General features: G+C 68.9%; 19 protein-coding genes. 7 read left to right on the top strand and 12 right to left on the bottom strand.

The annotated features are described in order from the left end of the window. The first annotated feature begins 25 nt into the window (after positions 1-25). The gene (locus tag ACIRGA_RS29565; protein ID WP_400946938.1) at positions 26-805 is read left to right on the top strand and encodes a TrmH family RNA methyltransferase; all 780 of its coding nucleotides are present in this window, start codon (positions 26-28) and stop codon (positions 803-805) included. Here ACIRGA_RS29565 and ACIRGA_RS29560 read toward each other — a convergent pair. Next, on the bottom strand, positions 780-1,184 hold the full coding sequence (locus tag ACIRGA_RS29560) for an HAD family hydrolase (RefSeq protein WP_400946935.1): 405 nt from the start codon (positions 1,182-1,184) through the stop codon (positions 780-782). The genes ACIRGA_RS29565 and ACIRGA_RS29560 overlap by 26 nt on opposite strands. A 112-nt stretch (positions 1,185-1,296) precedes the next feature. Between ACIRGA_RS29560 and ACIRGA_RS29555 the strand changes: the two genes are divergently transcribed. Continuing rightward, positions 1,297-1,800: an Rv3235 family protein gene (locus ACIRGA_RS29555; RefSeq protein WP_400946933.1), complete on the top strand. Its 504-nt coding sequence runs from the start codon at positions 1,297-1,299 to the stop codon at positions 1,798-1,800. Positions 1,801-2,434: 634 nt separating this feature from the next. On the opposite strand, the gene secA is transcribed toward ACIRGA_RS29555, so the two are convergent. The 8 genes from secA to ACIRGA_RS29515 all read right to left on the bottom strand — a co-directional run bounded on the left by secA (position 2,435) and on the right by ACIRGA_RS29515 (position 13,358). Then, complete coding sequence (secA, locus tag ACIRGA_RS29550; protein WP_400946931.1) at positions 2,435-5,266, bottom strand: preprotein translocase subunit SecA; 2,832 nt, start codon at positions 5,264-5,266, stop codon at positions 2,435-2,437. 234 nt (positions 5,267-5,500) lie between these two features. Continuing rightward, complete coding sequence (gene hpf / locus ACIRGA_RS29545; protein ID WP_400946928.1) at positions 5,501-6,187, bottom strand: ribosome hibernation-promoting factor, HPF/YfiA family; 687 nt, start codon at positions 6,185-6,187, stop codon at positions 5,501-5,503. Positions 6,188-6,739: 552 nt separating this feature from the next. Then, entirely contained in the window at positions 6,740-7,378 is a 639-nt protein-coding gene (locus tag ACIRGA_RS29540) for a ComF family protein (RefSeq protein WP_400946926.1), read from the bottom strand. 293 nt (positions 7,379-7,671) lie between these two features. Beyond that, the gene (locus tag ACIRGA_RS29535) at positions 7,672-9,399 is read right to left on the bottom strand and encodes an LpqB family beta-propeller domain-containing protein (protein ID WP_400946924.1); all 1,728 of its coding nucleotides are present in this window, start codon (positions 9,397-9,399) and stop codon (positions 7,672-7,674) included. Then, a complete protein-coding gene (gene mtrB / locus ACIRGA_RS29530) occupies positions 9,396-11,075 on the bottom strand; it encodes an MtrAB system histidine kinase MtrB (RefSeq protein ID WP_400947063.1) in 1,680 nt (559 codons plus the stop codon). The genes ACIRGA_RS29535 and mtrB overlap by 4 nt, the downstream gene beginning before the upstream one ends. A 43-nt stretch (positions 11,076-11,118) precedes the next feature. Beyond that, a complete protein-coding gene (gene mtrA, locus ACIRGA_RS29525) occupies positions 11,119-11,796 on the bottom strand; it encodes an MtrAB system response regulator MtrA (RefSeq protein WP_005150760.1) in 678 nt (225 codons plus the stop codon). Between the two features lie 111 nt (positions 11,797-11,907). Continuing rightward, positions 11,908-13,044, bottom strand: a complete 1,137-nt coding sequence (locus ACIRGA_RS29520) for an NAD(P)/FAD-dependent oxidoreductase (protein ID WP_400946922.1) — start codon at positions 13,042-13,044, stop codon at positions 11,908-11,910. After that, positions 13,041-13,358 (bottom strand): bifunctional 3-phenylpropionate/cinnamic acid dioxygenase ferredoxin subunit, encoded by a 318-nt coding sequence (locus ACIRGA_RS29515; RefSeq protein ID WP_037341010.1) that lies wholly within the window; start codon positions 13,356-13,358, stop codon positions 13,041-13,043. Before ACIRGA_RS29515 ends, ACIRGA_RS29520 begins: the two co-directional genes overlap by 4 nt. Before the next feature lie 153 nt (positions 13,359-13,511). On the opposite strand from ACIRGA_RS29515, the gene ACIRGA_RS29510 reads away from it, so the two are divergent. From ACIRGA_RS29510 to ACIRGA_RS29495, 4 genes are all read left to right on the top strand, one after another. Beyond that, entirely contained in the window at positions 13,512-14,297 is a 786-nt protein-coding gene (locus ACIRGA_RS29510; RefSeq protein WP_400946919.1) for an IclR family transcriptional regulator, read from the top strand. Positions 14,298-14,453: 156 nt separating this feature from the next. Continuing rightward, positions 14,454-16,892 (top strand): FAD-dependent oxidoreductase, encoded by a 2,439-nt coding sequence (locus tag ACIRGA_RS29505; protein ID WP_400946917.1) that lies wholly within the window; start codon positions 14,454-14,456, stop codon positions 16,890-16,892. Continuing rightward, complete coding sequence (gene solA, locus ACIRGA_RS29500; RefSeq protein WP_400946914.1) at positions 16,889-18,031, top strand: N-methyl-L-tryptophan oxidase; 1,143 nt, start codon at positions 16,889-16,891, stop codon at positions 18,029-18,031. Before ACIRGA_RS29505 ends, solA begins: the two co-directional genes overlap by 4 nt. Further along, complete coding sequence (locus ACIRGA_RS29495) at positions 18,028-19,140, top strand: aromatic ring-hydroxylating dioxygenase subunit alpha (RefSeq protein WP_400946912.1); 1,113 nt, start codon at positions 18,028-18,030, stop codon at positions 19,138-19,140. Before solA ends, ACIRGA_RS29495 begins: the two co-directional genes overlap by 4 nt. Positions 19,141-19,169: 29 nt before the next feature. Here ACIRGA_RS29495 and ACIRGA_RS29490 read toward each other — a convergent pair whose 3' ends face one another. The 3 genes from ACIRGA_RS29490 to ACIRGA_RS29480 form a co-directional block, all read right to left on the bottom strand. Then, entirely contained in the window at positions 19,170-19,802 is a 633-nt protein-coding gene (locus ACIRGA_RS29490) for a dTMP kinase (protein ID WP_400947060.1), read from the bottom strand. 84 nt (positions 19,803-19,886) lie between these two features. Beyond that, positions 19,887-20,654, bottom strand: coding sequence for a hypothetical protein (locus tag ACIRGA_RS29485; protein WP_400946910.1), 768 nt, complete (start codon positions 20,652-20,654; stop codon positions 19,887-19,889). Continuing rightward, on the bottom strand, positions 20,651-21,220 hold the full coding sequence (locus ACIRGA_RS29480; protein WP_400947057.1) for a papain-like cysteine protease family protein: 570 nt from the start codon (positions 21,218-21,220) through the stop codon (positions 20,651-20,653). The genes ACIRGA_RS29485 and ACIRGA_RS29480 overlap by 4 nt, the downstream gene beginning before the upstream one ends. A gap of 250 nt (positions 21,221-21,470) precedes the next feature. On the opposite strand from ACIRGA_RS29480, the gene ACIRGA_RS29475 reads away from it, so the two are divergent. Beyond that, positions 21,471-22,466 (top strand): hypothetical protein, encoded by a 996-nt coding sequence (locus tag ACIRGA_RS29475; protein ID WP_400946907.1) that lies wholly within the window; start codon positions 21,471-21,473, stop codon positions 22,464-22,466. The last annotated feature ends 122 nt before the right edge of the window (positions 22,467-22,588 follow it).

Here is a 22,588-nt window from a genome sequence, read left to right as displayed (position 1 = left end):
CTTACATAGTGGGACACTCGCCGGTGTGGGTGATGAGTCGGTGATCTCGCCGAAGGACCGGTTCCTGACGGTGTACGGGCGCAAACCGGTGCTCGAGGCCTTGGACGACGCGGCGCTCGAGGTGGACAAGGTGATCCTCGCCGACACCGTGCGCGGGCCGAACGCCGCCGAGATCCAGCGCGCCGCCAAGGCCGCCGGGGTCCCGGTGCAGCGGGCGAGCGCCCATCGCGTCAAGGTGCTGGCGGGCAACGGCAAGCAGGACCAAGGGGTGCTGGCCGACGTCGTCGCCCCGCGCATGCGGTCGCTGCACGCGGCCCTTTCCGACGGCAGGCCGCCGTCGCGGGTGCTGCTGCTCGACGGCATCACCACTCCGGCGAACGTCGGGATGATCCTGCGCACGGCGACCGCCGCCGGGCTGGACGGCGTCGTGGTGCCGCGGCGCGGGGTCGCCGCCCTCGATCCGATGGTGGTCAAGGCCTCGGCCGGGGTCGCGTTCCGCGCGCCGGTGCTGCGCTGCGGCAGCGCGCGCGAGGCGGCCGAGATGCTCACCGAAGCCGGTTACGGGCTCTACGCGCTGGGCGCTTCGGCGCGCGGCTCGGTGTTCGACGTCGAACTGCCGCAGCGCGCGGCGTTCGTGCTGGGCGGGGAGACGAACGGCGTCGGCGCCGAGGTCGGCGAACTGGTGACGGAGTGGGTGTCGATCCCGATGCCCGGCGAAGTCGAGTCGCTGAACGTCTCGGCGGCCGCCGCGGTGCTGTCGTTCGAGCTGGTGCGCCGGGCTAAGGCTTCGGGAACAACGCGCTGAGCTCGGTCAACGTCTCCTCGACCGAGGTGTGGTGCACTCCCGCCATCCCGGCCGCGACCGCCGCGCGAACGTTGTGCGCGGCGTCGTCGACGAAGACGCACCGGTCGGCGGGCAGTTCGAGCAGCCCCGCGGTGAGCAGGTAGACCTCGCGTTCGGGTTTGGCCACGCCGACCTCGCCGGAGAAGACGAGCGCGTCGAAGAACGGGTCGAGTGACCGCTTGGCCTCGTCCGACGCGCCGGGGGCGTTCGAGAGCAAGGCCGTTTTGATGCCGCGTTCCCTGGCCGATCGCAGGAAGGCGTACAGCTCGTCCGCGCCCGCGTCCGTGAGCACCCCGACGTAGTCGATGACCAGCCCTTTCAGCACCGGCCCACCGTACACAAGCGATCACCGCCCGGTTCATCCTCTCGGGCGGTCCTTGTCGCGGCCGGGGCCGCGGACTGCCCCTTAGTTGCTGGGCGTGGCCGAGGGGGCCGCGGAGGGGGACTGCTTGATGAAGTCGTACGTACTGAGACGGCTTGAACCGTTCGAACCGCCGTACCGGGTCGCCGGCAGGCCGGACAGCCTGGTGCACCGGGTGGCGACGCCGGACAACCAGCTCGTGCTCGACCTGCCGCTGTCCGGGGAACGCGTCGTGGAGGAACCGCGGCCGGGGCCGGACACTCCGGATGGCAGGCAGGTCGGCAGGCTGCTGACCACCATCCTCGAAGCCTGTGACGGCCGCCGTCCGGCGGTCCAGGTGCGGCCGATCCTCGACCCGGCGCTCCACCACGCGCTGCTCGACAGCGGCCGTCGTCGTCCGACGGGCGGCTACCGGCCGAAGTCGGTCCACCTGGGTCACCCGGCGGACGGCGTCGTCGAAGCCTGCGCGACCGTCGAGCAGAACGGACGCAGCCTCGCGCTGGCCGCCCGGTTCGAGCGGACGCCGTCGGGCTGGGTGTGCACCCGCTTCCACCTGCTGAAGCCACCGCGGCGCGTCTCGGCGCTCGCGGCCTGATTGCGCGCGCTGGCTTCAAGGCAGAGACGACCTTCGCCGTGTGGTTCTGGACTGGCGGACAGGCGTTGACTGTGCCCTGAGTCTCCACAAGGGACGCTTTGTGACAACTAAATGTCCGGTTGATGTCTATATATACGGTCCTGGGCGAGGTCGCGGAACCGTACAGACTACCCAAACCGGACACTGGCAGCCGAAGGGTGTCCTTTATGGACATTCACCGCGCGATCAGCCCTCGTCGGTCAGCGCGGACCCAGGCCGCAAAGGGTGCGCGGCACGCCATATTTGACTTGCCCCTCAATAACCCGAAACGCCACTCACGACCCGCGCTTGACCAGGGCCGAAGGCTCCTTTCACCGCATTAGACGCGACGAAGGGAGCCTGCATCCCACCATCGGCCCGCCCGAGAACACGCCACGTTTGACCTTCAACTCAATAACGCTATTTATCACTCACGACCCCATCGTCAAATCGTGCACATCACCCAAAACGGACGTCGTCATCACGGAAAGTGTCTCTTCGGCGAGCCTCGCGCTTCCGCCAACTCCGGCACGACACGAAGGACGTGGAAGCGCGTGAAGGCCCCCTTCCCTCGGCTCAGCCGAGTGAAGGGGGCCTTCACGCGCATTGGGGGCCTTTAGCGGCGCGGGCCCTTCTTGCCCTTCTTCTGAGAGGCGCGCTGCGCGGCGCGACGCTCCCGGCGGGTTCCACTCTGGTCACCACCGGCGCTGGCGGCACTGTCCGAATGCGACTCGACGCCGCCGTCCTCGGACGGGCCCGACATGGTCAGCCCGGACTGCGAGCCGCCGCCGAGTCCCTTGCCTCGCAAGGCGGACGGCACGGATTCGGTGTCGGTCGCCGGACCCTGCGGAGGCGTCGGACGGGCGTGCCTGCCGTCGCCGTTCGCGGCCTGGCCGTTGCCGGAGCCGACACCGGCGGGCAGCGCGGACGCGGACTCCGGCGCCGGGGCGGTGGGCTCGGCCTGCTCGACCTGAAGGTTGAACAGGAAGCCGACGGCCTCCTCCTTCAGCGACTCCAGCATCGCGCGGAACATGTCGTAGCCCTCGCGCTGGTACTCGATGACCGGGTCGCGCTGCGCCAGGGCACGCATGCCGATGCCCTCCTTGAGATAGTCCATCTCGTAGAGGTGCTCACGCCACTTGCGGTCGAGCACGGTGAGCATCACCTGACGCTCCAGGCTCCGCATCGCGCCTTCGCCGACCTTGCCGTCGATCTCGGCCTCACGCTCGTCGTACGCGCGGTGGGCGTCTTCGAGCAACGCCTCACGCAGCTTGTCGGCGTCGAGGTCGTCGTCCTCGGTGAGCTCTTCCCACGTGACCTTGACCGGGTACAGCGTCTTCAGCGCCGTCCACAGCTTCTCGTGGTCCCAGTCCTCGGAGTAGCCGCTGGAGGTCTCCTCGGTGACGTACGCGTTGATGACGTCGACCAGCATGTGCTCGATCTGCTCGCGCAGGTCCTCGCCCTCGAGGACGCGCAGACGCTCGGCGTAGATCACCTTGCGCTGCTCGTTCATGACCTCGTCGTACTTGAGGACGTTCTTGCGGATCTCCATGTTCTGCTGCTCGACCTGCGTCTGCGCGCTCTTGATCGCCTTGGAGACCATCTTGTGCTCGATCGGCACGTCGTCCGGCAGCCGCATGGTGGTCATGACCCGCTCGACCATCGTCGCGTTGAAGCGGCGCATGAGCTCGTCACCGAGCGAAAGGTAGAAGCGGGACTCGCCCGGGTCGCCCTGACGGCCGGAACGACCGCGGAGCTGGTTGTCGATCCGGCGCGACTCGTGCCGCTCGGTGCCTAACACGTACAGCCCGCCCGCCTCGCGGACTTCTTCGGCCTCGGCCTTGGTCTCCGCCTGGATCTCCTCGAGCACCTTCGGCCAAGCGGCCTCGTACTCCTCGGAGTGCTCCACGGGGTCGAGACCGCGCTCGCGCAGCACCTCGTCGGCGATGAGGTCCGGGTTGCCGCCCAGCACGATGTCGGTACCGCGGCCCGCCATGTTGGTGGCGACCGTGACCGCGCCCTTGCGCCCGGCGCGGGCGACGATCAGCGCCTCCCGGTCGTGGTGCTTGGCGTTGAGGACCTCGTGCGGGACACCGAGCTTGAGCAGCAGCTTCGACAGGTGCTCGGACTTCTCGACACTCGTGGTGCCGACCAGCACCGGCTGGCCCTTCTCGTGCCGCTCGGCGATGTCCTCGGCGACGGCCTCGAACTTGGCCTGCTCGGTCTTGTAGATCAGGTCGGCCTGGTCGGCGCGGACCATCGGCTTGTTGGTCGGGATCGGCACCACACCCAGCTTGTAGGTCTGGTGGAACTCGGCCGCCTCGGTCTCGGCGGTACCGGTCATACCCGACAGCTTGTCGTAGAGCCGGAAGTAGTTCTGCAGCGTGATCGTGGCGAGAGTCTGGTTCTCGGCCTTGATCTCGACGCCTTCCTTGGCCTCGATCGCCTGGTGCATGCCCTCGTTGTAGCGGCGGCCGTGCAGGATGCGACCGGTGAACTCGTCCACGATGAGGACCTCACCGTCACGGACGATGTAGTCCTTGTCGCGCTTGTAGAGCTCCTTGACCTTCAGCGCGTTGTTCAGGTAGCCGACCAGCGGCGTGTTCGCGGCCTCGTAGAGGTTGTCGATGCCGAGCTGGTCCTCGACGAAGGCGACACCCTTTTCGGTGACACCGACGGTGCGCTTGCGGATGTCCACCTCGTAGTGGATGTCCGGCTTCATCAGCGGGGTCATCCGGGCGAACTCGACGTACCAGCGCGAGGACTGGTCGGCCGGGCCGGAGATGATCAGCGGCGTCCGTGCCTCGTCGATGAGGATGGAGTCCACCTCGTCGACGATCGCGAAGTTGTGGCCGCGCTGCACGCAGTCCTCGAGGCTCCACGCCATGTTGTCGCGGAGGTAGTCGAAGCCGAACTCGTTGTTCGTGCCGTGCGTGATGTCGGCGGCGTACTGCTGGCGGCGGACCTCGGGCGTCTGGTCGGCCAGGATGACCCCGACCTCGAGGCCGAGGAAGCGGTGGATGCGGCCCATCCACTCGGCGTCACGTTTGGCGAGGTAGTCGTTCACCGTGATGACGTGCACGCCCTTGCCGGACACGGCGTTCAGGTACGCGGGGAGGACCTGGGTCAGGGTCTTGCCCTCACCGGTCTTCATCTCGGAGACCTGGCCGAGGTGCAGCGCGGCGCCGCCCATCAGCTGGACGTCGTAGGGGCGCTGGCCGAGCACGCGCCAAGCCGCTTCCCTCGCCACCGCGAACGCCTCCGGCAGGAGGTCGTCGAGTGACTCGCCGTCCGCGTGCCGCTTACGGAACTCCTCGGTCTTGGCCCGCAGCGCGGTGTCCGAAAGGTCCTTGACGTCGTCTTCGAGGGTGTTGATGTGATCGGCGATGTGTCGCAGCCGCTTCACCATTTTGCCCTCGCCCGCGCGGAGCAGGCGGTTCAGCACCATCCGGTCGACCTCACTAGCTGATTGTGATCGCACCCGAGCCGGTCCCGGGCAATCTCGTCCGCGGTGGTGCCGGGTAACGCACCACCGTCCGACCCCATCGTAGGGAACACCTCGGTGTTCGCGCACGCACCGTCGGTCGGTACCTGACGCGACGGGGGTGCGTCCCGCCTGATCCGGACATGACGGCGGCCCGCACGGGACGCGTGCGGGCCGCCGTCTGGACGTAGGGGCCGGCTAACTCAGCCGGATGACGCCGTAGTCGAAGCCTCGCCTCCGGTAGACGACGCTCGGGCACCCGGCGTCGGAGTCGTTGAACAGATAGAAGTCGTGACCGACCAGTTCCATCTCGTAGAGAGCCTGGTCGACCGTCATGGGCTCCGCGTCATGCTTCTTCTCGCGGACGACGCGACCGGGCTGGTGTTCGGTCACCCCGTCATCCCAGCGCTGCTGCTGGGGCATCTCGAAGTCACCGCTCTCGACGGCGAAACCGTTGGCCATGGGTTCGGCCTCCGGCGCCTCGAGTACAGCGGTACCCGCCAGATGTCGGGTTTCGGTGGTTCCACCGGCGGCCGCCATCGAAGTCGCCTCGGCGACGGATTCCGGGCGGCTGCGGCCGTAGTGCACGCGCCGGCGGTCGTGTGTCTTCCGCAACCTGTTCTCGAGCTTGTTCAGTGCGGAATCCAGCGCTGCGTAGAAGTCGCCTGCACACGCTTCGGCGCGTACGGCGGGGCCTCGGCCCTTACCGGTGATTTCGACACGCTGGCAGTTCTTCGACTGACGGCGATTGGGCTCGTGGAAGAGCTCCACGTCGTACCGGATGACCTTCTTGTCGTAGCGCTCTAGCCGGGCCAGCTTTTCGCTGACGAGTGCCCGATAGTGGTCGGGCACCTCCACGTTGCGGCCCTTAACGACGATGTCCATACACGACCTCCCTCGCTGAAATGACTGCGAGCTGTAGATGTGTTCACTAGGGCGCCGGTAAAGCGGGGACGAAGCCCGGATCGCGGGCGATGAGGGAACTCGGCATACGGTCACGACGTCTCGTGTCGGATGTCCGAGCGCGGACTCAGCGCGGCTCCGGCGCCAGGGACATGGGCTGGTCACCTCCCTGCCTGCCGGGATTGCTGATAGCGCTGCACGTTAGCTGCATCACGCCCCGAGCAACAGCCCCCGAGCCGGGGGATATCAGGACGTGAGACCTCGTCACCGCACGCGACGAAGACGCTGTGGCCAGCGGGACAATCCGGCTTGTCGGGCGTCGTCCCCGTGATTTGTTTTCACGCGGACGGCGCAAGCCTTCGGACAGGAAAATGCGGAGGGTGCCTAGGCCACCGGCCCCGAGGGAATCCGCCGCCACCCCGGTGGAGTGGCGGGCTGTCGGAGTGTTCCCCAGAAGGTCCCTCATATCCCGTCAACGCCCATGTACCCATTCCCGTTCCCGATCATTCATCACTCTTGTAGGTGACCTTCCGATCACCCGGCGGCGGCCAGCGCTACCACCGCCGAAACGTGAATTCCGCTTAAGTCCAAAAAGCGCGTACAAGCGGCGGCGGTCGCTCCGGTTGTGATCACGTCGTCAAGAAGAACGACCTTCTCCCGGCAAGGTCCCGCGGCCAGGCGGATGCGGCCGTCGAGGTTCGCCGACCGCTGGGCCCGGGTGAGCCCCACCGCGTCGCGGACGCCGGACCCCAGCCTGAGGACCGGCGCGACCGTCGCCGATTTTCCCTTGCCCGACAAGGCTTTCACGCATTCCTCGGCGACGCGCCGGACGTGCGGTCCGCCTCGGACACGGGAGGCGGACCGTCTCGAGGGGACAGGGACGAGGCAGGGTTCCGCCTCCGGCTCGGGGAGCTGGAAGAGGGCTTCGGCGACGGCCTGCCCGAAGGACGGGGCCAGGTCGCGGCGGCCGCGTTCCTTGTAGGCGAGGATCAGGCGGCGGGCGTCGTCGGCGTAGGGGGCCAAGGCGTAGACGGGTACGAGACCGGCCGTCGGGCCGCGGATGATCTCGCTGAGCGAGCCCCAAGCGGTCTGACAGGTTGCGCAGCAAGGCGCGCCCGGCGCCCCGCAGGACGCGCAGCGGGCGGGGATGAGGAGATCCAGGATCTTGGACATGGGGCGAGTGTCGTGCGGGGCTACGACAGTTCCGGGTCCCGTCGGGTCGTGAGGGGTCCGCTTTGGACACTTCGCGTCCTCAGGGGACCGTTGATGACCTGTTCTCGGTCCGTGAAGGACTCCTTGAGGGACTCTGGGTCCCTCAAGGAGGCCTTCACGGACTCCCGCAGCGCTCGCTAGCGCCGCTAGGAAAGCTAGCGGTACTAAAGGTCCCTTGCTCCCGCCGGGCAGCGAACGGAGTGAGGTGGCACATTGCACCACGAAGCGCCCCGCCCGAGCCCGAAGCGAAAAGCTCAGCCCGGGTAGAACGGGTCCGCGTCGGTGACGGTGTGCGCCTGCGGCCGCCAGACCTCGCCCAGCTCCGAAGCGACCCACAGCCCGCCCGCGTCCGCGACCAGGTTCGGCCTGCTCGGCGCCGCGGTGACGCCGTGCACCGGCGGGGTCAGGTTCGAGCCGCTGAAGGGGTCCATCCGCTGTCCGTCCAGCGGCACCTTGACCACCGGCAGCGAGGTCGACGACGTCGCGGCGATCAGGTGGTCCTGGGTCGACCAGTCGACGTCGACGACGTCCTTGAGATCGCGTTCCTGCAGTTTTCGCGGCGCCCTCAGGGCCACGGAGTCCGCCGTCCGCACGATCGAGGCGACCACCAGCTGCCCGTTGACCACCGCGGCCAGCCGTGACCCGTCCCGCGAAAGGCGCAGTTCGGTGATCTGGCCCAGCCCGGTGAGCATGGTCGCGTCGACACCGGCCTTCACCCAGCGGCCGTCCGCGGCCAGGGTGACCCTGGCGACGGTGTTGTGGTCGACGACCGTCCAGACCTCGCCGGAGACTCCGCCGCCGCGGGCGACCGGACGCCAGGTGGGGCGGCTCAGGCTGCCGCCGAACAGGTCCACCGAAGCGAGGTCGTGCCCCAGGTCGCCGACCCGGAGCCACTGCCTGCCGTCGCGTTCTTCGACCACGGCGAGCCGTTTGCCGTCGACGGACTGCGCGGCGCTGACGACCTTGTACCCGCCGTTGCCCGCGGGCCCGCCGACCGGCTGCCCGTCGCCGAGCGACCGGACCCGCCCGTTCACGGTCATCAGCCCCAGGAGCTCCGAGTTGGGCGCGATGTCCACGTTGTAGTTGGGCAGTTCGCTGGCGCGCCAGTATTCGTGTTCCGGCACGAGCGCGGTGCCGTCGGCCAGCAGCCGGACCCGGCTCAGCGTCACCGTCTGCAGGGAGAGGACGATCTGCGCGGCGATCAGGTTCCGGTCGACGAGGCTGGCCCCGCCGACCCCGGTCAGGTTGATGTCCAGTGTCCCGTCGTCCGTGCTGCGCACGTTGCTTTCGATGGTGACCTGGTCGCCGAGCAGGTCCTTGACCGCGCCCTTCAACCCTTCCGACGGGCCCTGCAGCACCAGGTCCATCACCCGGCCGGGCAGTCCGGCCTGCGGTTTCGCCGCGACGTAGCGGAGATCGGGGACGAAGGTGCCGGAGTCGGGCGAATAGAAGCTGATCGGCACCCGGAAGTAGTTGATCGCGAAGTCCTCGTCGGTGACGGCGAGTTCCTGCGGCGGGTCCACGATCCGCCACTGACCGTTCTGCTGCTTCCGCAGCTTGAACTGCTGCGAGTACTCCGCCTTCACCGGCAGGAACGCGCTGTCGGGGCTCAAGGTGCCGAGTTTGAACCCGCGGACGTTCACCACCTGCTCGTCCGGGTTCCCCGTCGAGGACGCGGTGTCGTAAACGGTGCCGAAGGTGTCGTCGATGATCGTCAGCCCCGGCGACGGCCTCCAGTTTCGCCGGGCGTCGTCGTCGAGGTAGACCCGCGCGGCGGCGCTCGCCGTGCCCGGCGCCGCCGAGTTGCGGATGAACTGGCGGGTGACGGTCAGCGGGTCGATCCCGGCGGCGGGCTCGGGGACGTCCGCCGGCGCCTGCCCGGGTTTGTCCCCGGAGACGACGACGGGCTGGGATTCGAGCGGGATGTTCGCGCAGCCTGCGACCAGCAGGAACACCGCGAGCAGGGACAGCAGCCGTTTCACCGGCCGACCTCCTCGGGCTCGGCGAGGATCGCGTCGGGCGCGGGCCGGACTTCGAGCAGTCCGGACGACCCGTGCGTGTCGGTCGCCTTGTGATCGGGCGGGGGCAGCACCAGCGGGCTCTCCCCCATCGGCGTGTCCTGCCGCCGCGGCAGCACGAGCCGGAAGCAGGCACCGTGGCCGGTCTCGCCCCAGGCGTCGAGCACGCCGCCGTGCAACCGGGCGTCCTCCTGGCTGATCGCGAGGCCGAGACCGGTGCCGCCGGTCCGGCGGTTACGGGACGGGTCGGCGCGCCAGAACCGGTTGAACACCAGTTCCGCCTCGCCCGGCCGGAGCCCGACGCCGCGGTCCCGCACGGTGATGGCGACCGCGGTCTCGTTGACCGCCAGCGTCAGCACCACCGGATTCCCTTCGCTGTGGTCCACCGCGTTCGCCAGCAGGTTGCGCAGGATCCGCTCGACGCGGCGCGCGTCGACTTCGGCGGGCGCCTCCTCGTCCGGCAGGACCAGCTCGACCGAACTGCCCGCGTTGCCCGCGATCACCCGGACCTGTTCGACGGCCCTGGTCGCGATCGGCCGGACGTCGATCAGCTCGGCGGAGAGTTCCTCGACACCGGCGTCCAGCCTGCTGATCTCCAGCAGGTCGCCGAGCAGTGCCTCGAACCGGTCGAGCTCGTCGACCAGCAGTTCGGTGGAGCGGGCGAGCCCGGCCGGGAACTGCTCGCGCGACGCGTGCAGCACGTCGGCCGCCATCCGGACGGTGGTCAGCGGGGTGCGCAGTTCGTGCGAGACGTCGGAGGTGAACCGGCGTTGCAGCCCGCCGAACTCCTCCAACTGACGGATCTGCCGCTGGATGCTCGCGGCCATCTCGTTGTAGGACACGGCGAGTTTGGCCAGATCGTCCTCACCGAGCACGGCGAGCCGCTGGTCGAGGTCTCCGCCGGCGAACTGTTCGGCCGCCGCGGCGGCCTGCCGGACCGGCCGGACCACCTGTCTGGTGACCAGGTTCGTGATCCCGGCCAGCAGGAGCAGCAGCACGAGCCCGCCGACGAGCAGCGTGTTCTGCACGGTCGAGACGGTGTTCTGCTCGCTGGTGAGCGGATACAGCAGGTAGAGCTGGAGCGGGTTGATCATCGTGCTCACCGGCGCGCCGACGATCAGATACGTCGTCTTGCCGCCGTCGGCCTCGGTGACCGTGTGGGTCAGGTAGCTGAGCTGCTCGGTCTCGACGAACTGCCGCAGCCGCACCGGCACCCGGTCGTAGGGGCCGGCGGCCACCGGCTTGCTGGACTGGTCGCGGCCGCCCGCGGCAAGTACCGGCTCGAAGGTGCCTGCCGTCGATCCCGCGCCGTCCTGCGACGACGTCGTGCTGGAGATCTTCTTCAGCGCGTTGGTCATCCGCGCGGTGAGCGCTTCCGGGCTCTCGGTGCCGACACCGACCAGCTCGGCGGCCGCGGTCTCGACGACCGCCCTGGTCTGGGCGATCGCCGCGTTCTGCTTGGTCTCGACCAGCCGATCGGTGATCTGATTCTGCAGCACCATGCCCAGCACGAACACCACGGCCGACGACAGCGCCAGCGTGGACACGGTGACCCGGAACTGCAGCGAATACCGCCACAGTTCGTTGAACGAGACGACCTTGCGGCGCACGAAAACCACGATGCGCCGGAACTGGCGCATCGTGGTTTGGGCAAGCCTTCGCAAGCGTCCGCTCATGGGGTGATCACGGCGGGCCGGCCTTGTACCCGACACCGCGAACGGTCAACACCACCTCGGGGTGCTCGGGGTCCTTCTCCACCTTCGACCGCAGCCGCTGGACGTGGACGTTCACCAGCCGGGTATCGGCGGCGTGGCGATAGCCCCACACCTGCTCGAGGAGCACCTCGCGGGTGAACACCTGACGCGGCTTGCGGGCGAGCGCGACCAGGAGGTCGAACTCGAGCGGGGTCAGCGGGATGGCCTTGCCCTCCCGCGTCACCTCGTGGCCGGGGACGTCGATCGCGAGGTCGCCGATCGTCAGCGACTCGGCGGGCTCGGCCTCGGTGCGGCGCATCCTGGCGCGGACGCGGGCCACGAGTTCCTTCGGCTTGAAGGGCTTGACCACATAGTCGTCGGCACCCGACTCGAGCCCGAGGACGATGTCCACGGTGTCGCTCTTGGCGGTGAGCATCACGATCGGCACGCCGGATTCGGCCCGGATCGCCTTGCAGACGTCGATGCCGTTCATGCCGGGCAGCATGAGGTCGAGGAGGACCAGGTCCGGTTTCAGCTCACGAAGCGCGGGCAGCGCCCGTGAGCCGTCGGCCACGACGGCTGTGTCGAACCCCTCCCCACGCAGCACGATGGTGAGCATCTCCGCGAGAGCAGGGTCGTCGTCGACGACCAGAACACGTGCCTTCATAAACCTATGTTCGCACTAGTTTCCCCGTGCGGGCGCGCGACCCGGCGATGTGACCACCAGAAAGATCATCGAATCGGGCAAATTGCTCCATCCGAGTAGGGTCTTCGGCCTCTAGAGCGCACGTCGGAGCCTGGTGAACGGCCTCGGGGAGTCGATCGCGAAGACACCGGCCAGGACGTCGCCGCGGTGATAGGTCGCGACGAACCGCTTCGACGCGGTGTCGCCTTCGACGATCCGCACGTCTTCCGTGGCCACTCCGGCGAATTGGAGCCGCCGTCCGTACTGATCGGACCAAAAGTAACCGTGTCGTGCGAAATGCGTGACGGTCGCGCCGGCGAGCAGGTTCGCGACCGCGACACCCGGCTGGTCGCCGGCCGCCGTCCAATGTTCGGCGCGGACCCGGACGCCACGCAGCGGGCAGTGGTACCGAGCGACGTCACCCACCGCGATCACTCGGGGATTCGCTGTGACACAGCCGGAATCGACCAGCACCCCGTCGTCGACGGCGAGCCCGGAACCGGTCAGCCATTCGGTGGCCGGCCGCGCCCCCACTCCGGTGACGACGAGATCGGCGCGGAGCTCACGACCGTCGGCGAGCCGCACCCCGGTGACCCGGGCGGCCCCGGCGAATCCGGCGACGGCGACGCCCGTGATCAGCCGGACGTCGTTCTCCTCGTGCAGTTCCCCGCACACCGCGCCCATCCGCGCGCCGAGAACGGGGGCGAGCGGCACGGGCATCGCCTCGACCACGGTCACTTCGTGGCCGAGCAGACGGCACGCGGACGCGACCTCCGCGCCGATGAAGCCCGCGCCGATGACGACGACCGAGGAAGGTCCCGCCGCGAGAGCGCGTTTCAGCGCGACCGCGTCATCGAGTGTCCGCAACGTCTGGACGCCGGTCAGATTCCTTGCCGCGCCAAGGGTTCTGGCCACCGCGCCGGTGGCGATGACGTAGCCGTCGGCGGCGATCGTGGTGCCGTCGCCGAGTGTCACGCCGTCGCGGCCGAGCTTCCCGGCATGGACGCCGAGATGCCATTCGGCGTCCAGCGCGTCGAGATCGTCCTGCCCGGCGAGCGCGATGTCGTCGGCGGAAACCTTGCCCAGCAAGAAATCCTTCGACAACGGCGGCCGGTCGTACGGCGGTTCGGCGCCGATCATCACCAGCCGCCCGTCGAAGCCCTTGGCGCGCAATTCCTGTGCCGCGCGAAGTCCCGCCAGGGAGGTGCCGACGACGGCGACGCTTCTCAAGCGACGTCCTGCCGCACCTCGGTGTCCACGTAGATCACTCCGTCGGCGACCACGACCGGGTACGTGCGCACGGCGTTCTTGGCGGGCAGGCAGTCCGGGGCACCGGTCCGAAGATCGAACCGCGCGGCGTGCAGCGGGCATTCGACGTAACAGCCTTCGATCCAGCCGTCGGCGAGCGACGCGTCCTGATGGCTGCAGGTGTCGTCGAGCGCGTAATACGCGCCCTCGGAATGGAAGACCGAGACGGGCACGGGACCCGCCAAGCGGACGGCTTCGCCTTCGGGCAGTTCGGAGACGGAGCAGGCACGGATCATCGGGGCCTCCGGGGAAAGGACCGACGGTTTGTTGATGTTGCGTATTACGAGACGGGACGTGCTCTGCGCAACAATCACCCCCGAGGGGCCGATGCGTCAAGGGATTCGCCCACTCAGCCGAGCGGATGCGGGCAAAACGGCTACTGTTGCGTCATGCGGAACCAGGAAGCGGGGAACGCAACGCCCAGCCAGGTGCAGTCCGTCGACCGCGCGATCAGCGTGCTGGAACTGCTGGCGCGCAACGGGGAAACGGGGATCACCGACATCGCGGGCGAGCTCGGCGTGCACAAGTCGACGGCCTCCCGCCTGCTGAGCGTCCTGGAGAACCGCGGCCTCGTCGAGCAGCTCGGCGAGCGCGGCAAATACGCGATCGGTTTCGGCGTCGTCCGGCTCGCCGGCGCCGCCACCGGCCGGATGGACCTGGCGAAACTGGGCAGGCGGACCTGCCAGGGCCTGGCGGAAACGCTCGGCGAGACGGTCAACATCGCGATCGCCGACGACGGCGTCGCGATCAACGTCAGCCAGGCCCGCGGCTCGGCCGCGATCACCACGCAGAACTGGACCGGGCAGCGCACTCCCCTGCACGCGACGTCCAGCGGGAAGGTGCTGCTCGCGTACCTGGGCGACGTCGAGCGCAAACGCTTGCTCCGGCGGAAGCTCGAACGGTTCACACCGCGGACCACGGTCGATCCGGACGAGCTGACCGCGGAGCTGGAGCGGGTCGCCGAGGACGGGTACGCGGCCTGCTTCGAGGAGCTGGAGCTGGGGATGCACGCGGTCGCGGTGCCGGTGCGCGGTCCCGGCGGCGACGTCGTCGCGGCGATGAGCGCTTCCGGCCCGTCGTACCGGCTTTCGAAACAGCGGGTGCGGCAGATCGTGCGGCCGCTGACCGAGGCGTCGGCGGATCTTTCTGCGCAGCTGGGGTATTTCGCGGAGTGAAGAGGCCGACCTCTTCGGCTCTTGACAGCGCGCCCGCGTGTGCCGCACTTTGTTGCTGAAGACGGAACAATGTGCCTCATCCGCAACAGCGCCGGTCACCCCGATGCCCGAGCGTCCTTTGTGGACTCTCCGGGCAGGCAGGAGGTACCCCTCACCATGCCCACAGGACCCCGCGTCGTCGTGATCGGAGCAGGCATCGTCGGCTGCGCGCTCGCCGACGAACTCACCGAACGCGGCTGGACCGACGTCACCGTGCTGGAACAGGGCGACCTGTTCGCCACCGGCGGGTCGACCTCGCACGCGCCCGGTCTGGTCTTCCAGACCAACGCCTGCCGCACGATGACCGGGTTCGCCCGGTACACCGTCGCCAAATACGGCGCGCTCGACCTCGACGGGAACCCGTGTTTCCGGCCGGTCGGCGGGCTGGAGGTGGCCACGACACCGGAACGGCTCGCCGACCTGCAGCGGCGGCACGGCTGGGCGACCGCGTCGGGCGTCGAGAGCAGGCTTATCGATCCCGGCGAATGCGCCGCGCTGCATCCGTTGCTCGATCCGGCCAAGGTGCTCGGCGGGTTCCACATCCCCTCCGACGGCTTGGCCCATCCCCTCCGCGCGGCCGAGGCACAGGCCCGCCGCGCGATCGGGCGCGGCGCGAGGTTCCTCTCGCGGCAGAAGGTCGTCCGCGTCGAGCAGTCGGGCGGCCGGGTCACCGGTGTCACCACCGGGACCGGGAGCTTCCGCGCGGACATCGTGCTCTCGTGCGCCGGGATGTGGGGGCCGGTGGTCGGCGAACTCGTGGACCTCACGATCCCGTTGGTCCCGATGGCGCACCAATACGCGCGCACCAGTCCCCTGCCGTCGCTCTCCGGCGTGACGGAGGAGGCCACGAGGCCGATCCTGCGGCATCAGGATGCCGACCTCTACTTCCGCGAACACGGCGACCGGATCGGCATCGGCGCGTACGGTCACCGGCCGATGCCGTTGCCCGCCAACGAGATCGGCGCCGGCGAGGGGATGCCATCGGAACTCGCGTTCACCCCGGCGGACTTCGAAGCGTCGTGGACCGCCGCCGTCGATCTGCTGCCCTCACTGGGCGAGACCAAGGTCGAGGAAGGCGTCAACGGCCTGTTCTCCTTCACCCCGGACGGCATGCCGCTGCTGGGCGAACATCCCGCCCTCGAAGGGTTTTGGGTCGCCGAAGCCGTCTGGATCACGCATTCGGCCGGGGTCGCGCGGGCCATGGCGCAGTGGCTCGTCGACGGCACGCCCGAAGCGGATCTGCACGGTTGCGATCTCGCCCGGTTCGAACGGGTGCGACTGGCCCCGGCCTACGTCATGGCGCGTAGCTGCCAGAGCTTCGCCGAGGTCTACGACATCGTCCATCCCTTGCAGCCCATGGAAGAACCGCGGCCGCTGCGGACAAGTCCCTTCTACGAAAGGCAAGCCGAGCTCGGCGCCTTCTTCCTCGAAGCGAGCGGCTGGGAACGTCCCCACTGGTACGAGGCGAACGCGGACCTCCCGGAGGTCGGCCGCGTCCCCGCGCGCAACGACTGGGCCGCACGATACTGGTCGCCGATCGGCGGCGCCGAAGCCCTGGTGGCTCGGCAGCGCGTCGCGATGTTCGACATGACGTCACTGAAACGGGTGGAGGTCACCGGCCCCGGCGCGCTGCCGTTCCTGCAGACGATGACCACGAACCAGCTGGACAAGAAGCCCGGCTCGGTCACGTACACGCTGTTGCTCGACGAGGACGGCGGCGTGCGCAGCGACCTGACCGTCGCCCGGCTCGGCACCGAACGGTTCCAGGTCGGCGTCAACAGCGCCATCGACATCGACTGGCTCCGGCGCCATCTCCCCGGCGACGGCGCCGCGCAGATCCACGAGACCACGCCGGGCACCTGCTGTATCGGGCTCTGGGGCCCGCTCGCGAGAGCCGTCCTGCAGCCACTGTCCACAACGGACTTCTCGCATCGCGCGATGGGTTACTTCAAGACGAAACAGGCGTACGTCGGCCATGTTCCGGTGACCGCGATGCGACTGTCCTATGTGGGCGAACTCGGCTGGGAGCTGTACACGAGCGCCGACCTCGGCCGGGAATTGTGGGACACGCTCTGGGAAGCCGGGCAGGCGCACGGGATCATCGCCGCCGGGCGGGAGGCCTTCTCCAGCATGCGCCTGGAGAAGGGCTACCGGCTGTGGGGCACGGACGTCACCGCCGAGCACGATCCGTACGAGGCCGGTCTCGGTTTCGCCGTGCGGATGGACAAGGGCTACTTCATCGGCCGGGACGCGCTGGCGGGCCGTTCGGAGGACACGGTCACCAGGAAGCTGACCTGTCTCACCGTCGACGATCCGTACTCCGTCGTACTCGGCAAGGAACCGGTGTTCGCCGACGGCCGCCCCGCCGGGTACGTCACGAGCGCCGCGTACGGCTACACCATCGGCAAGAACATCGCCTACGCCTGGCTTCCGGTCGAGTTCACCCAGCCGGGCAGGCCGCTGGAGATCGAGTACTTCGGCGAGCGGATCCCCACCGTCGTCACGAGCGAGCCGTTGTTCGACCCCGGCATGACCCGGATCAGGAGCGCCGCATGAGCCACTACGACGTCATCGTCATCGGTCTCGGCGGGATGGGCAGTGCCGCCGCGTACCGGCTCGCCCGGCGAGGACAGCGGGTACTGGGCATCGACCGGTTCGCGCCCGTGCACAACCTCGGGTCCAGCCACGGCGGCTCGCGGATCACCCGGCAGGCGTACTTCGAGGATCCCGCGTACGTCCCCCTCCTGCTCCGCGCGCACGAACTGTGGGACGGCGTCGAACGCGACTCCGGCCGGAAGATCTTCACGCGCTGCGGCGGCATCATGCTCGGCGGCCCCGATTCGCGGACGGTGTCGGGCAGCCTGGCCAGCGCGCGGAAATGGGAGCTGCCGCACGAACTGCTGGACGCGGCGGAGATCCGGCGCCGGTTCCCGACGATGAACCCGGCCGAGCACGAGATCGCGCTGTACGAGGAGAACGCCGGTTTCGTGGTGCCGGAAGGCAGTGTGGCGGCGCATCTCCAGCTCGCCGCGAGGGCCGGGGCGGAGCTGCGCCACGAGGAGGAGGTCCTTTCGTGGCGGGAGACGGCCACCGGTGTCCGGGTCGGCACGTCGCAGAACTTCTACACGGCGGAACAGCTGGTGGTCTGCCCCGGCGCCTGGGCACCGGACCTGCTCACCGAACTCGGGATCGCTTTCACCGTCGAACGCCAGGTCCAGTACTGGTTCGCGCCATCGGGCGGGGTGGAGCCGTTCCGCGCCGGACGGCATCCGATCTACGTCTGGGAGGGTGAGGGCGGCCGGCAGTTCTACGGTTTCCCCTCACACGATGGCGAAAGCGTGAAGGTCGCGTTCTTCCGCGGCGGTGAGACCTGCACGCCCGAGACCATCGACCGGACGGTGCACGCCGAAGAGGTCCGCGAGATCTCGGAGTTCGTCGGCGGGAAGATGCCGTCACTGCCCGGCGCGTTCCTGCGCGGAGCGACCTGCATGTACACGAACACGCCCGACGAACACTTCGTCATCTCCCGCCATCCCGCGCACGAGCGGGTGGTGGTCGCCTGCGGATTCTCCGGGCACGGCTTCAAATTCGTCCCGGTGGTCGGCGAAATCCTCGCCGACCTCGTCGTGGACGGCACCACCGCGCATCCGATCGCCCTGTTCGACCCCGCCCGGTTCGCCGGAGTCGCGAGATGACGAGTCTCATCCCCACGCTGGGTGGCGGCTACTACACCGATCCCGCGATCTTCTCGGCGGAGCAGGAAAAGATCTTCGAACGCGCCTGGTTCTGCGCGGTCCGGTCGGCGGATCTGCCGTCGGCGGGCGACTTCCGGACCGTCCAAATCGGACGGGAGAGCGTGCTCGTCAGCCGAGGCAGGGACGGCGGGCTGCGGGCGTTCCTCAACGTCTGCCGCCATCGCGGCGCCCGGCTGTGCACCGAAGGGTCCGGCACGGTCAAACGCGCGTTCCAGTGTCCGTACCACGCCTGGACGTACGGGCTCGACGGCAAGCTGATCGCGGCGCCGAACCTGGCGAACCTCCTCGATATCGACCGTTCCGAGTACGGGCTGCACACCGTGCACCTGCGGGAGTGGCTGGGCTACGCGTGGGTCTGCCTCGCCGCGGACCCGCCGTCGTTCGAGGTCGACGTCGAAGGCGCGGTGCGCGAACGGCTGGGCGATCTGGAGTCGATCGAGCGCTACAGCCTCGAAAAGCTCTCGGTCGGACGCCGGATCACCTACGACGTCAAGGCGAACTGGAAACTGATCGTCGAGAACTTCATGGAGTGCTACCACTGCGCGACCATCCATCCCGAACTGACCGAGGTGCTGCCGGAGTTCGCCGGCGGGTACGCGGCGCAGTACTACGTCGGGCACGGCGCCGAGTTCGGCGAGGACGTCGACGGGTTCACCATCGACGGCGGTTCGGGCTTCGGCCGGCTCGACGGCGTCGCGACCGAACAGGACAGGCGGTACTACGCGATCACCATCCGGCCGCAGGTGTTCGTGAACCTGGTGCCGGACCACGTGATCTTCCATCGCATGTACCCGCTCGCGCCGGACCGGACGGTCGTCGAATGCGACTGGCTCTATTCGGAGGAGGTCGTGGTGTCGGGGCGGGACGTGTCACGGTCGGTGGAGTTGTTCCACCGCGTCAACCTGCAGGACTTCGACGCCTGCGAACGCTGCCAGCCCGCGATGGCGTCCCGTGCCTACCGCGGCGGCGGGGTGCTCATGCCGTCGGAGCACCACATCGGCGAGTTCCACTCCTGGCTTCTCACGCGTTTAGAGGACGAAATGCGGTAGTTGCACGCGCAAGGACCGCATTCAGAGGACTAAACGCGGAGGAGTTCGGTGGCGAGAGCAGCGGTGTCCACACCGGCGACGCCGTCGAGGACGTGCCAAGGCGCGAGCCAGCCCGTCGCGGCGAGTTCGTCGTAGACCACCGAGCAGCGCTTCTGGAGCGCGTCGTCGGTCTCGAAGGAATCCCGCGCCCGGTCGGCGTCGCTCTCCGCGCGGCGCTGCGCACGGCCGGCGGCGACGTCGGCGGTGACCCGGAGCAGCAGATGCGCGACGGGAACCGGCAGGCCGAACCGGTCGATCTCCAATTCCTTCAGCCAGCGCACGAACTCGCCGTCCGCGCCCTGGTGCAGCCGGGCGGCGCCGTACGCGGCGTTCGACGCGACGTACCGGTCGAGCAGCACGACGTCGTGATCGCCGAGACGCGCGCGGATCTCATCGGCCGCGCCGCGGCGGTCGAGCGCGTAGAGCAACGCCATGCCGTACACGGAGTCCGCGAGATCGCCGTGCCCTCGGTGCAGCGCTTCCTTCACGAGGTCGGCGTGCACGCTTTCGCCGTACCGGGGGAACGCGATGGACGTGACGCTCGCCCCAGCCGCGTTCAGCGCGCCGGTCAGCGCGTCGGCGAGCGTGCGCTTGCCCGCGCCGTCCAGGCCTTCGATCACCACGAGTCGTCCCACGGACATAACCTTAAAGCGCCGTGGTCGACCGGCGGGCCAGACGGGTCAGCTCACGTCCGGCCCACCGGTCCGCTAGGGGACGCGCTTCTTCGAGTGCAGGAAGAAGCCGGCGACACCGATGAGGAGCAAGCCTCCGAAGATCAGCAGCGGGACGAAGCCGGTGTCCTGCGCGTCGGGCGCGGGGCCGCCGTCGCCGCGGGGCATCACCTGGGCGTTGTAGCCGCCTGCCTTGCCCTCCTGGGCGTACGGCGAGTTCGCGAGCATGTCGCCATATCGACCCGAGACGGTCTTCTGGTACTCCGCGAGCGTGGCCGAAGCACCGGCCGCGTAGCCGCTGGCACCCGAGTCGAGCAGCGTCACCCGGCCGTCGCGCAGCGCGTACCAGGCGTCGACCTGGGGTTCGTGAAGCAGCGTCGCACCGGCGGGCAACCGCCGCGCCAGTTCGCTTTCCCGGTCCCCCGAAGCGATGTTGCCGACGCGCCAGGCACCGTCGTCACCGCGGACGGACCACACGGTCGCGGTCTGCCCGTCGGACGCCGTCACCGGCACCGCGACGTAGGCGAGCCGCCCGGCGATCGCGCCGTCACCGGCGACGAAATCCCTCGAAAGCTCGTAAACCGGGAAGGATGCGTCGATGACGGTGACCGACGGCGCTTGGCTCGAACCACCCGTCTGTGTGAAGAAGCGGCCGATCTCCGCACGCAGCGTGGGATCGTCGGCAGCCGCCTTCGCGGCCGCGAGATCTTCACCCGTCAGCTGGTCCGCGCGCGCTCCGGGCGCCGAGATCACCAGCGCGACCGCGACCAGCCCGGCGAGCCCGAGGAACCGCCGCGCGCTCATCGCCGGATCCCGGTGAGGGTGTGGGTCCAGGTGAAGGACTTGTTGGCCGAGTAGAAGTCGTAGGTCGACCAGTTGTAGCGGTTGCCGGTGGGCAGTGGATCCCCCCACGAGACCCACTTCCGGCCGGCCTCGGCGCCGTAGAGGACGTGCATGTGGCCGCCGCCCGAGGCCCAGCCGACCCGCGTCTGGACGGGCTTGCCGTCGCCGGTCTGCGCCTGGACGGCGGCGAAGGGGATGCGGCCCTTGACGTAGTTCCCCGGGGCCGAGAAGCCGAGCTTGCCGAAGGCGCGCCGGACGTCGCCCAGCGTTCCCGGCTCGTCGGCGCACTCCCGGCGTCGCTCGTCGTGAGCGATCCGGCAGAATTCGTTCTGGGTGACGGTGACGCCGTGGTGTGCCGCGATGGTGTTACCGGAAGCCACCCAGCACCACTGGGACTTTTCCTGCGCCTGCATGGCGATCGGGTGCCGGGCGGCGGGCGCCGATGGCAGCGCGCTCGCCGGGGTCTGGATCGCCAGCCACGCCACGAGACTCGCGGCGCCGGCGGCGCGAACCCTCCTCGAGAACACAGGCACGACGGGCCTCCTGGTCACCATGGCGAACCAATGTGGTCACAACGGTGAACAGAAGGTTCACGCAGAGCAAGATGGGCACTCGGCGGAACGGACCGTTCCGGGGCGTTTCCACACCCCGGAACGGTCACTCTTCCGGGGTCAACCACCCCGAACGGGGGACGTAGTGTTCACAGTGCGCTGCTAACGTGAACGTTCCGCGGTGTTCACGCTCAGCGCACACACTGGTCTGGTGAAGGGACGAGCGGTGACACGAGACGGGGACACCCCGACGATCATCGACGGCGCGCGCCGTCAACCGCTCGAAGCCTTGCCCAAGGAACTCGTCGAGGCCCTCCGCAGCGGCGAATTCCACCACGCGCTCCGCCAGGCGATCGCCTACCGCGGCCTCTCCCTCGCGCGCCTCCGCGCCCACCTCGGGCTCCGCGGCGTCCAAATCGGACAGTCGACGTTGAGCTACTGGCAACGCGGATTACGCCAGCCGGAGGTACCCAAGGCGCTCCCGGCGGTACGCGCGCTGGAATCGGTGCTGCAACTGCCCGCGGACGCGCTCGTCGTGCTGATCGGGCCGCGGACGGCGCGGGCGCGCGGGCATCAGATGGCCGCGTCGTTCCACGACATCCGTTCCGGCGACATGGGCTCGATCGTCGACCAGCTGCTGGCCGAACTGGGCGCGTACCCGTCGTCCAACCGCTACAACGCCGACCTCGAGATGCTCGCGGTGCACGACACGATCACCTTCGACGCCGCACACCGGCAGGTCGGTCTGCAGACCCGGCTGGTGTGCCGGGCACGGCGCCACGGCCCGGACCGGTACGTCACCGTCTACAACGGCGACCCCGGCTGCAATATCGCCGACGTCGAGCTGATCACCGCCGAGGGCTGCCGCGTCGGCCGGATCCGGCGCAACGCCGAAGCCGAGACGATGGCCACCGAGCTGCTCTTCGACCGGAAACTCGCCGAGGGCGAGATCCACGTGTTCTGCTTCGAGGTCCGCGACGACTCCGGCACCGCGTCGCCCGGGTACTTCCGGATGCTGCGGGACCAGTGCTCCAGCTACCTGGTGCAGCTGAAGTTCGCGCTCGGCGCGCTGCCGGCCCGCTGCACCCGGCAGTTCCGGACGCGCGACGACGCCGTGCCCGTCGAGTCCGAGGAGCTGCCGCTCGACATGGGTGGCGTGACCAGTGGTTTCTTCAGCGACGCCGGTCCGGGGCTGGCCGGCATCGAGGTCGAGTGGCGGTAGGGCGCCGGCCTCGGGTGTGGGGGGGGGGGGGTGGTAACGCCCACACACACACCAACCCCGCCCCCGCGCCAAAACCCTATTGGGGGGGGTTTATTGGGAATACGAGGTCCACAGCCAATTAA

The sequence above is a fragment of the Amycolatopsis sp. NPDC102389 genome (assembly GCF_044765885.1).
GTDB lineage: Bacteria > Actinomycetota > Actinomycetes > Mycobacteriales > Pseudonocardiaceae > Amycolatopsis.
This window is presented reverse-complemented; position numbering and strand designations above follow the sequence as displayed.

What these genes read in the sequence shown, in the direction of transcription:
- mtrA (WP_005150760.1), bottom strand. Translation starts at nt 11,796, where the DNA reads ATGAAGGCACGTGTTCTGGTCGTCGACGACGACCCTGCTCTCGCGGAG.
- ACIRGA_RS29555 (WP_400946933.1), top strand. Translation starts at nt 1,297, where the DNA reads ATGAAGTCGTACGTACTGAGACGGCTTGAACCGTTCGAACCGCCGTAC.
- ACIRGA_RS29495 (WP_400946912.1), top strand. Translation starts at nt 18,028, where the DNA reads ATGACGAGTCTCATCCCCACGCTGGGTGGCGGCTACTACACCGATCCC.
- ACIRGA_RS29540 (WP_400946926.1), bottom strand. Translation starts at nt 7,378, where the DNA reads ATGTCCAAGATCCTGGATCTCCTCATCCCCGCCCGCTGCGCGTCCTGC.
- solA (WP_400946914.1), top strand. Translation starts at nt 16,889, where the DNA reads ATGAGCCACTACGACGTCATCGTCATCGGTCTCGGCGGGATGGGCAGT.
- mtrB (WP_400947063.1), bottom strand. Translation starts at nt 11,075, where the DNA reads ATGCGCCAGTTCCGGCGCATCGTGGTTTTCGTGCGCCGCAAGGTCGTC.
- ACIRGA_RS29485 (WP_400946910.1), bottom strand. Translation starts at nt 20,654, where the DNA reads ATGAGCGCGCGGCGGTTCCTCGGGCTCGCCGGGCTGGTCGCGGTCGCG.
- ACIRGA_RS29505 (WP_400946917.1), top strand. Translation starts at nt 14,454, where the DNA reads ATGCCCACAGGACCCCGCGTCGTCGTGATCGGAGCAGGCATCGTCGGC.
- ACIRGA_RS29515 (WP_037341010.1), bottom strand. Translation starts at nt 13,358, where the DNA reads ATGATCCGTGCCTGCTCCGTCTCCGAACTGCCCGAAGGCGAAGCCGTC.
- ACIRGA_RS29510 (WP_400946919.1), top strand. Translation starts at nt 13,512, where the DNA reads ATGCGGAACCAGGAAGCGGGGAACGCAACGCCCAGCCAGGTGCAGTCC.
- hpf (WP_400946928.1), bottom strand. Translation starts at nt 6,187, where the DNA reads ATGGACATCGTCGTTAAGGGCCGCAACGTGGAGGTGCCCGACCACTAT.
- secA (WP_400946931.1), bottom strand. Translation starts at nt 5,266, where the DNA reads ATGGTGCTGAACCGCCTGCTCCGCGCGGGCGAGGGCAAAATGGTGAAG.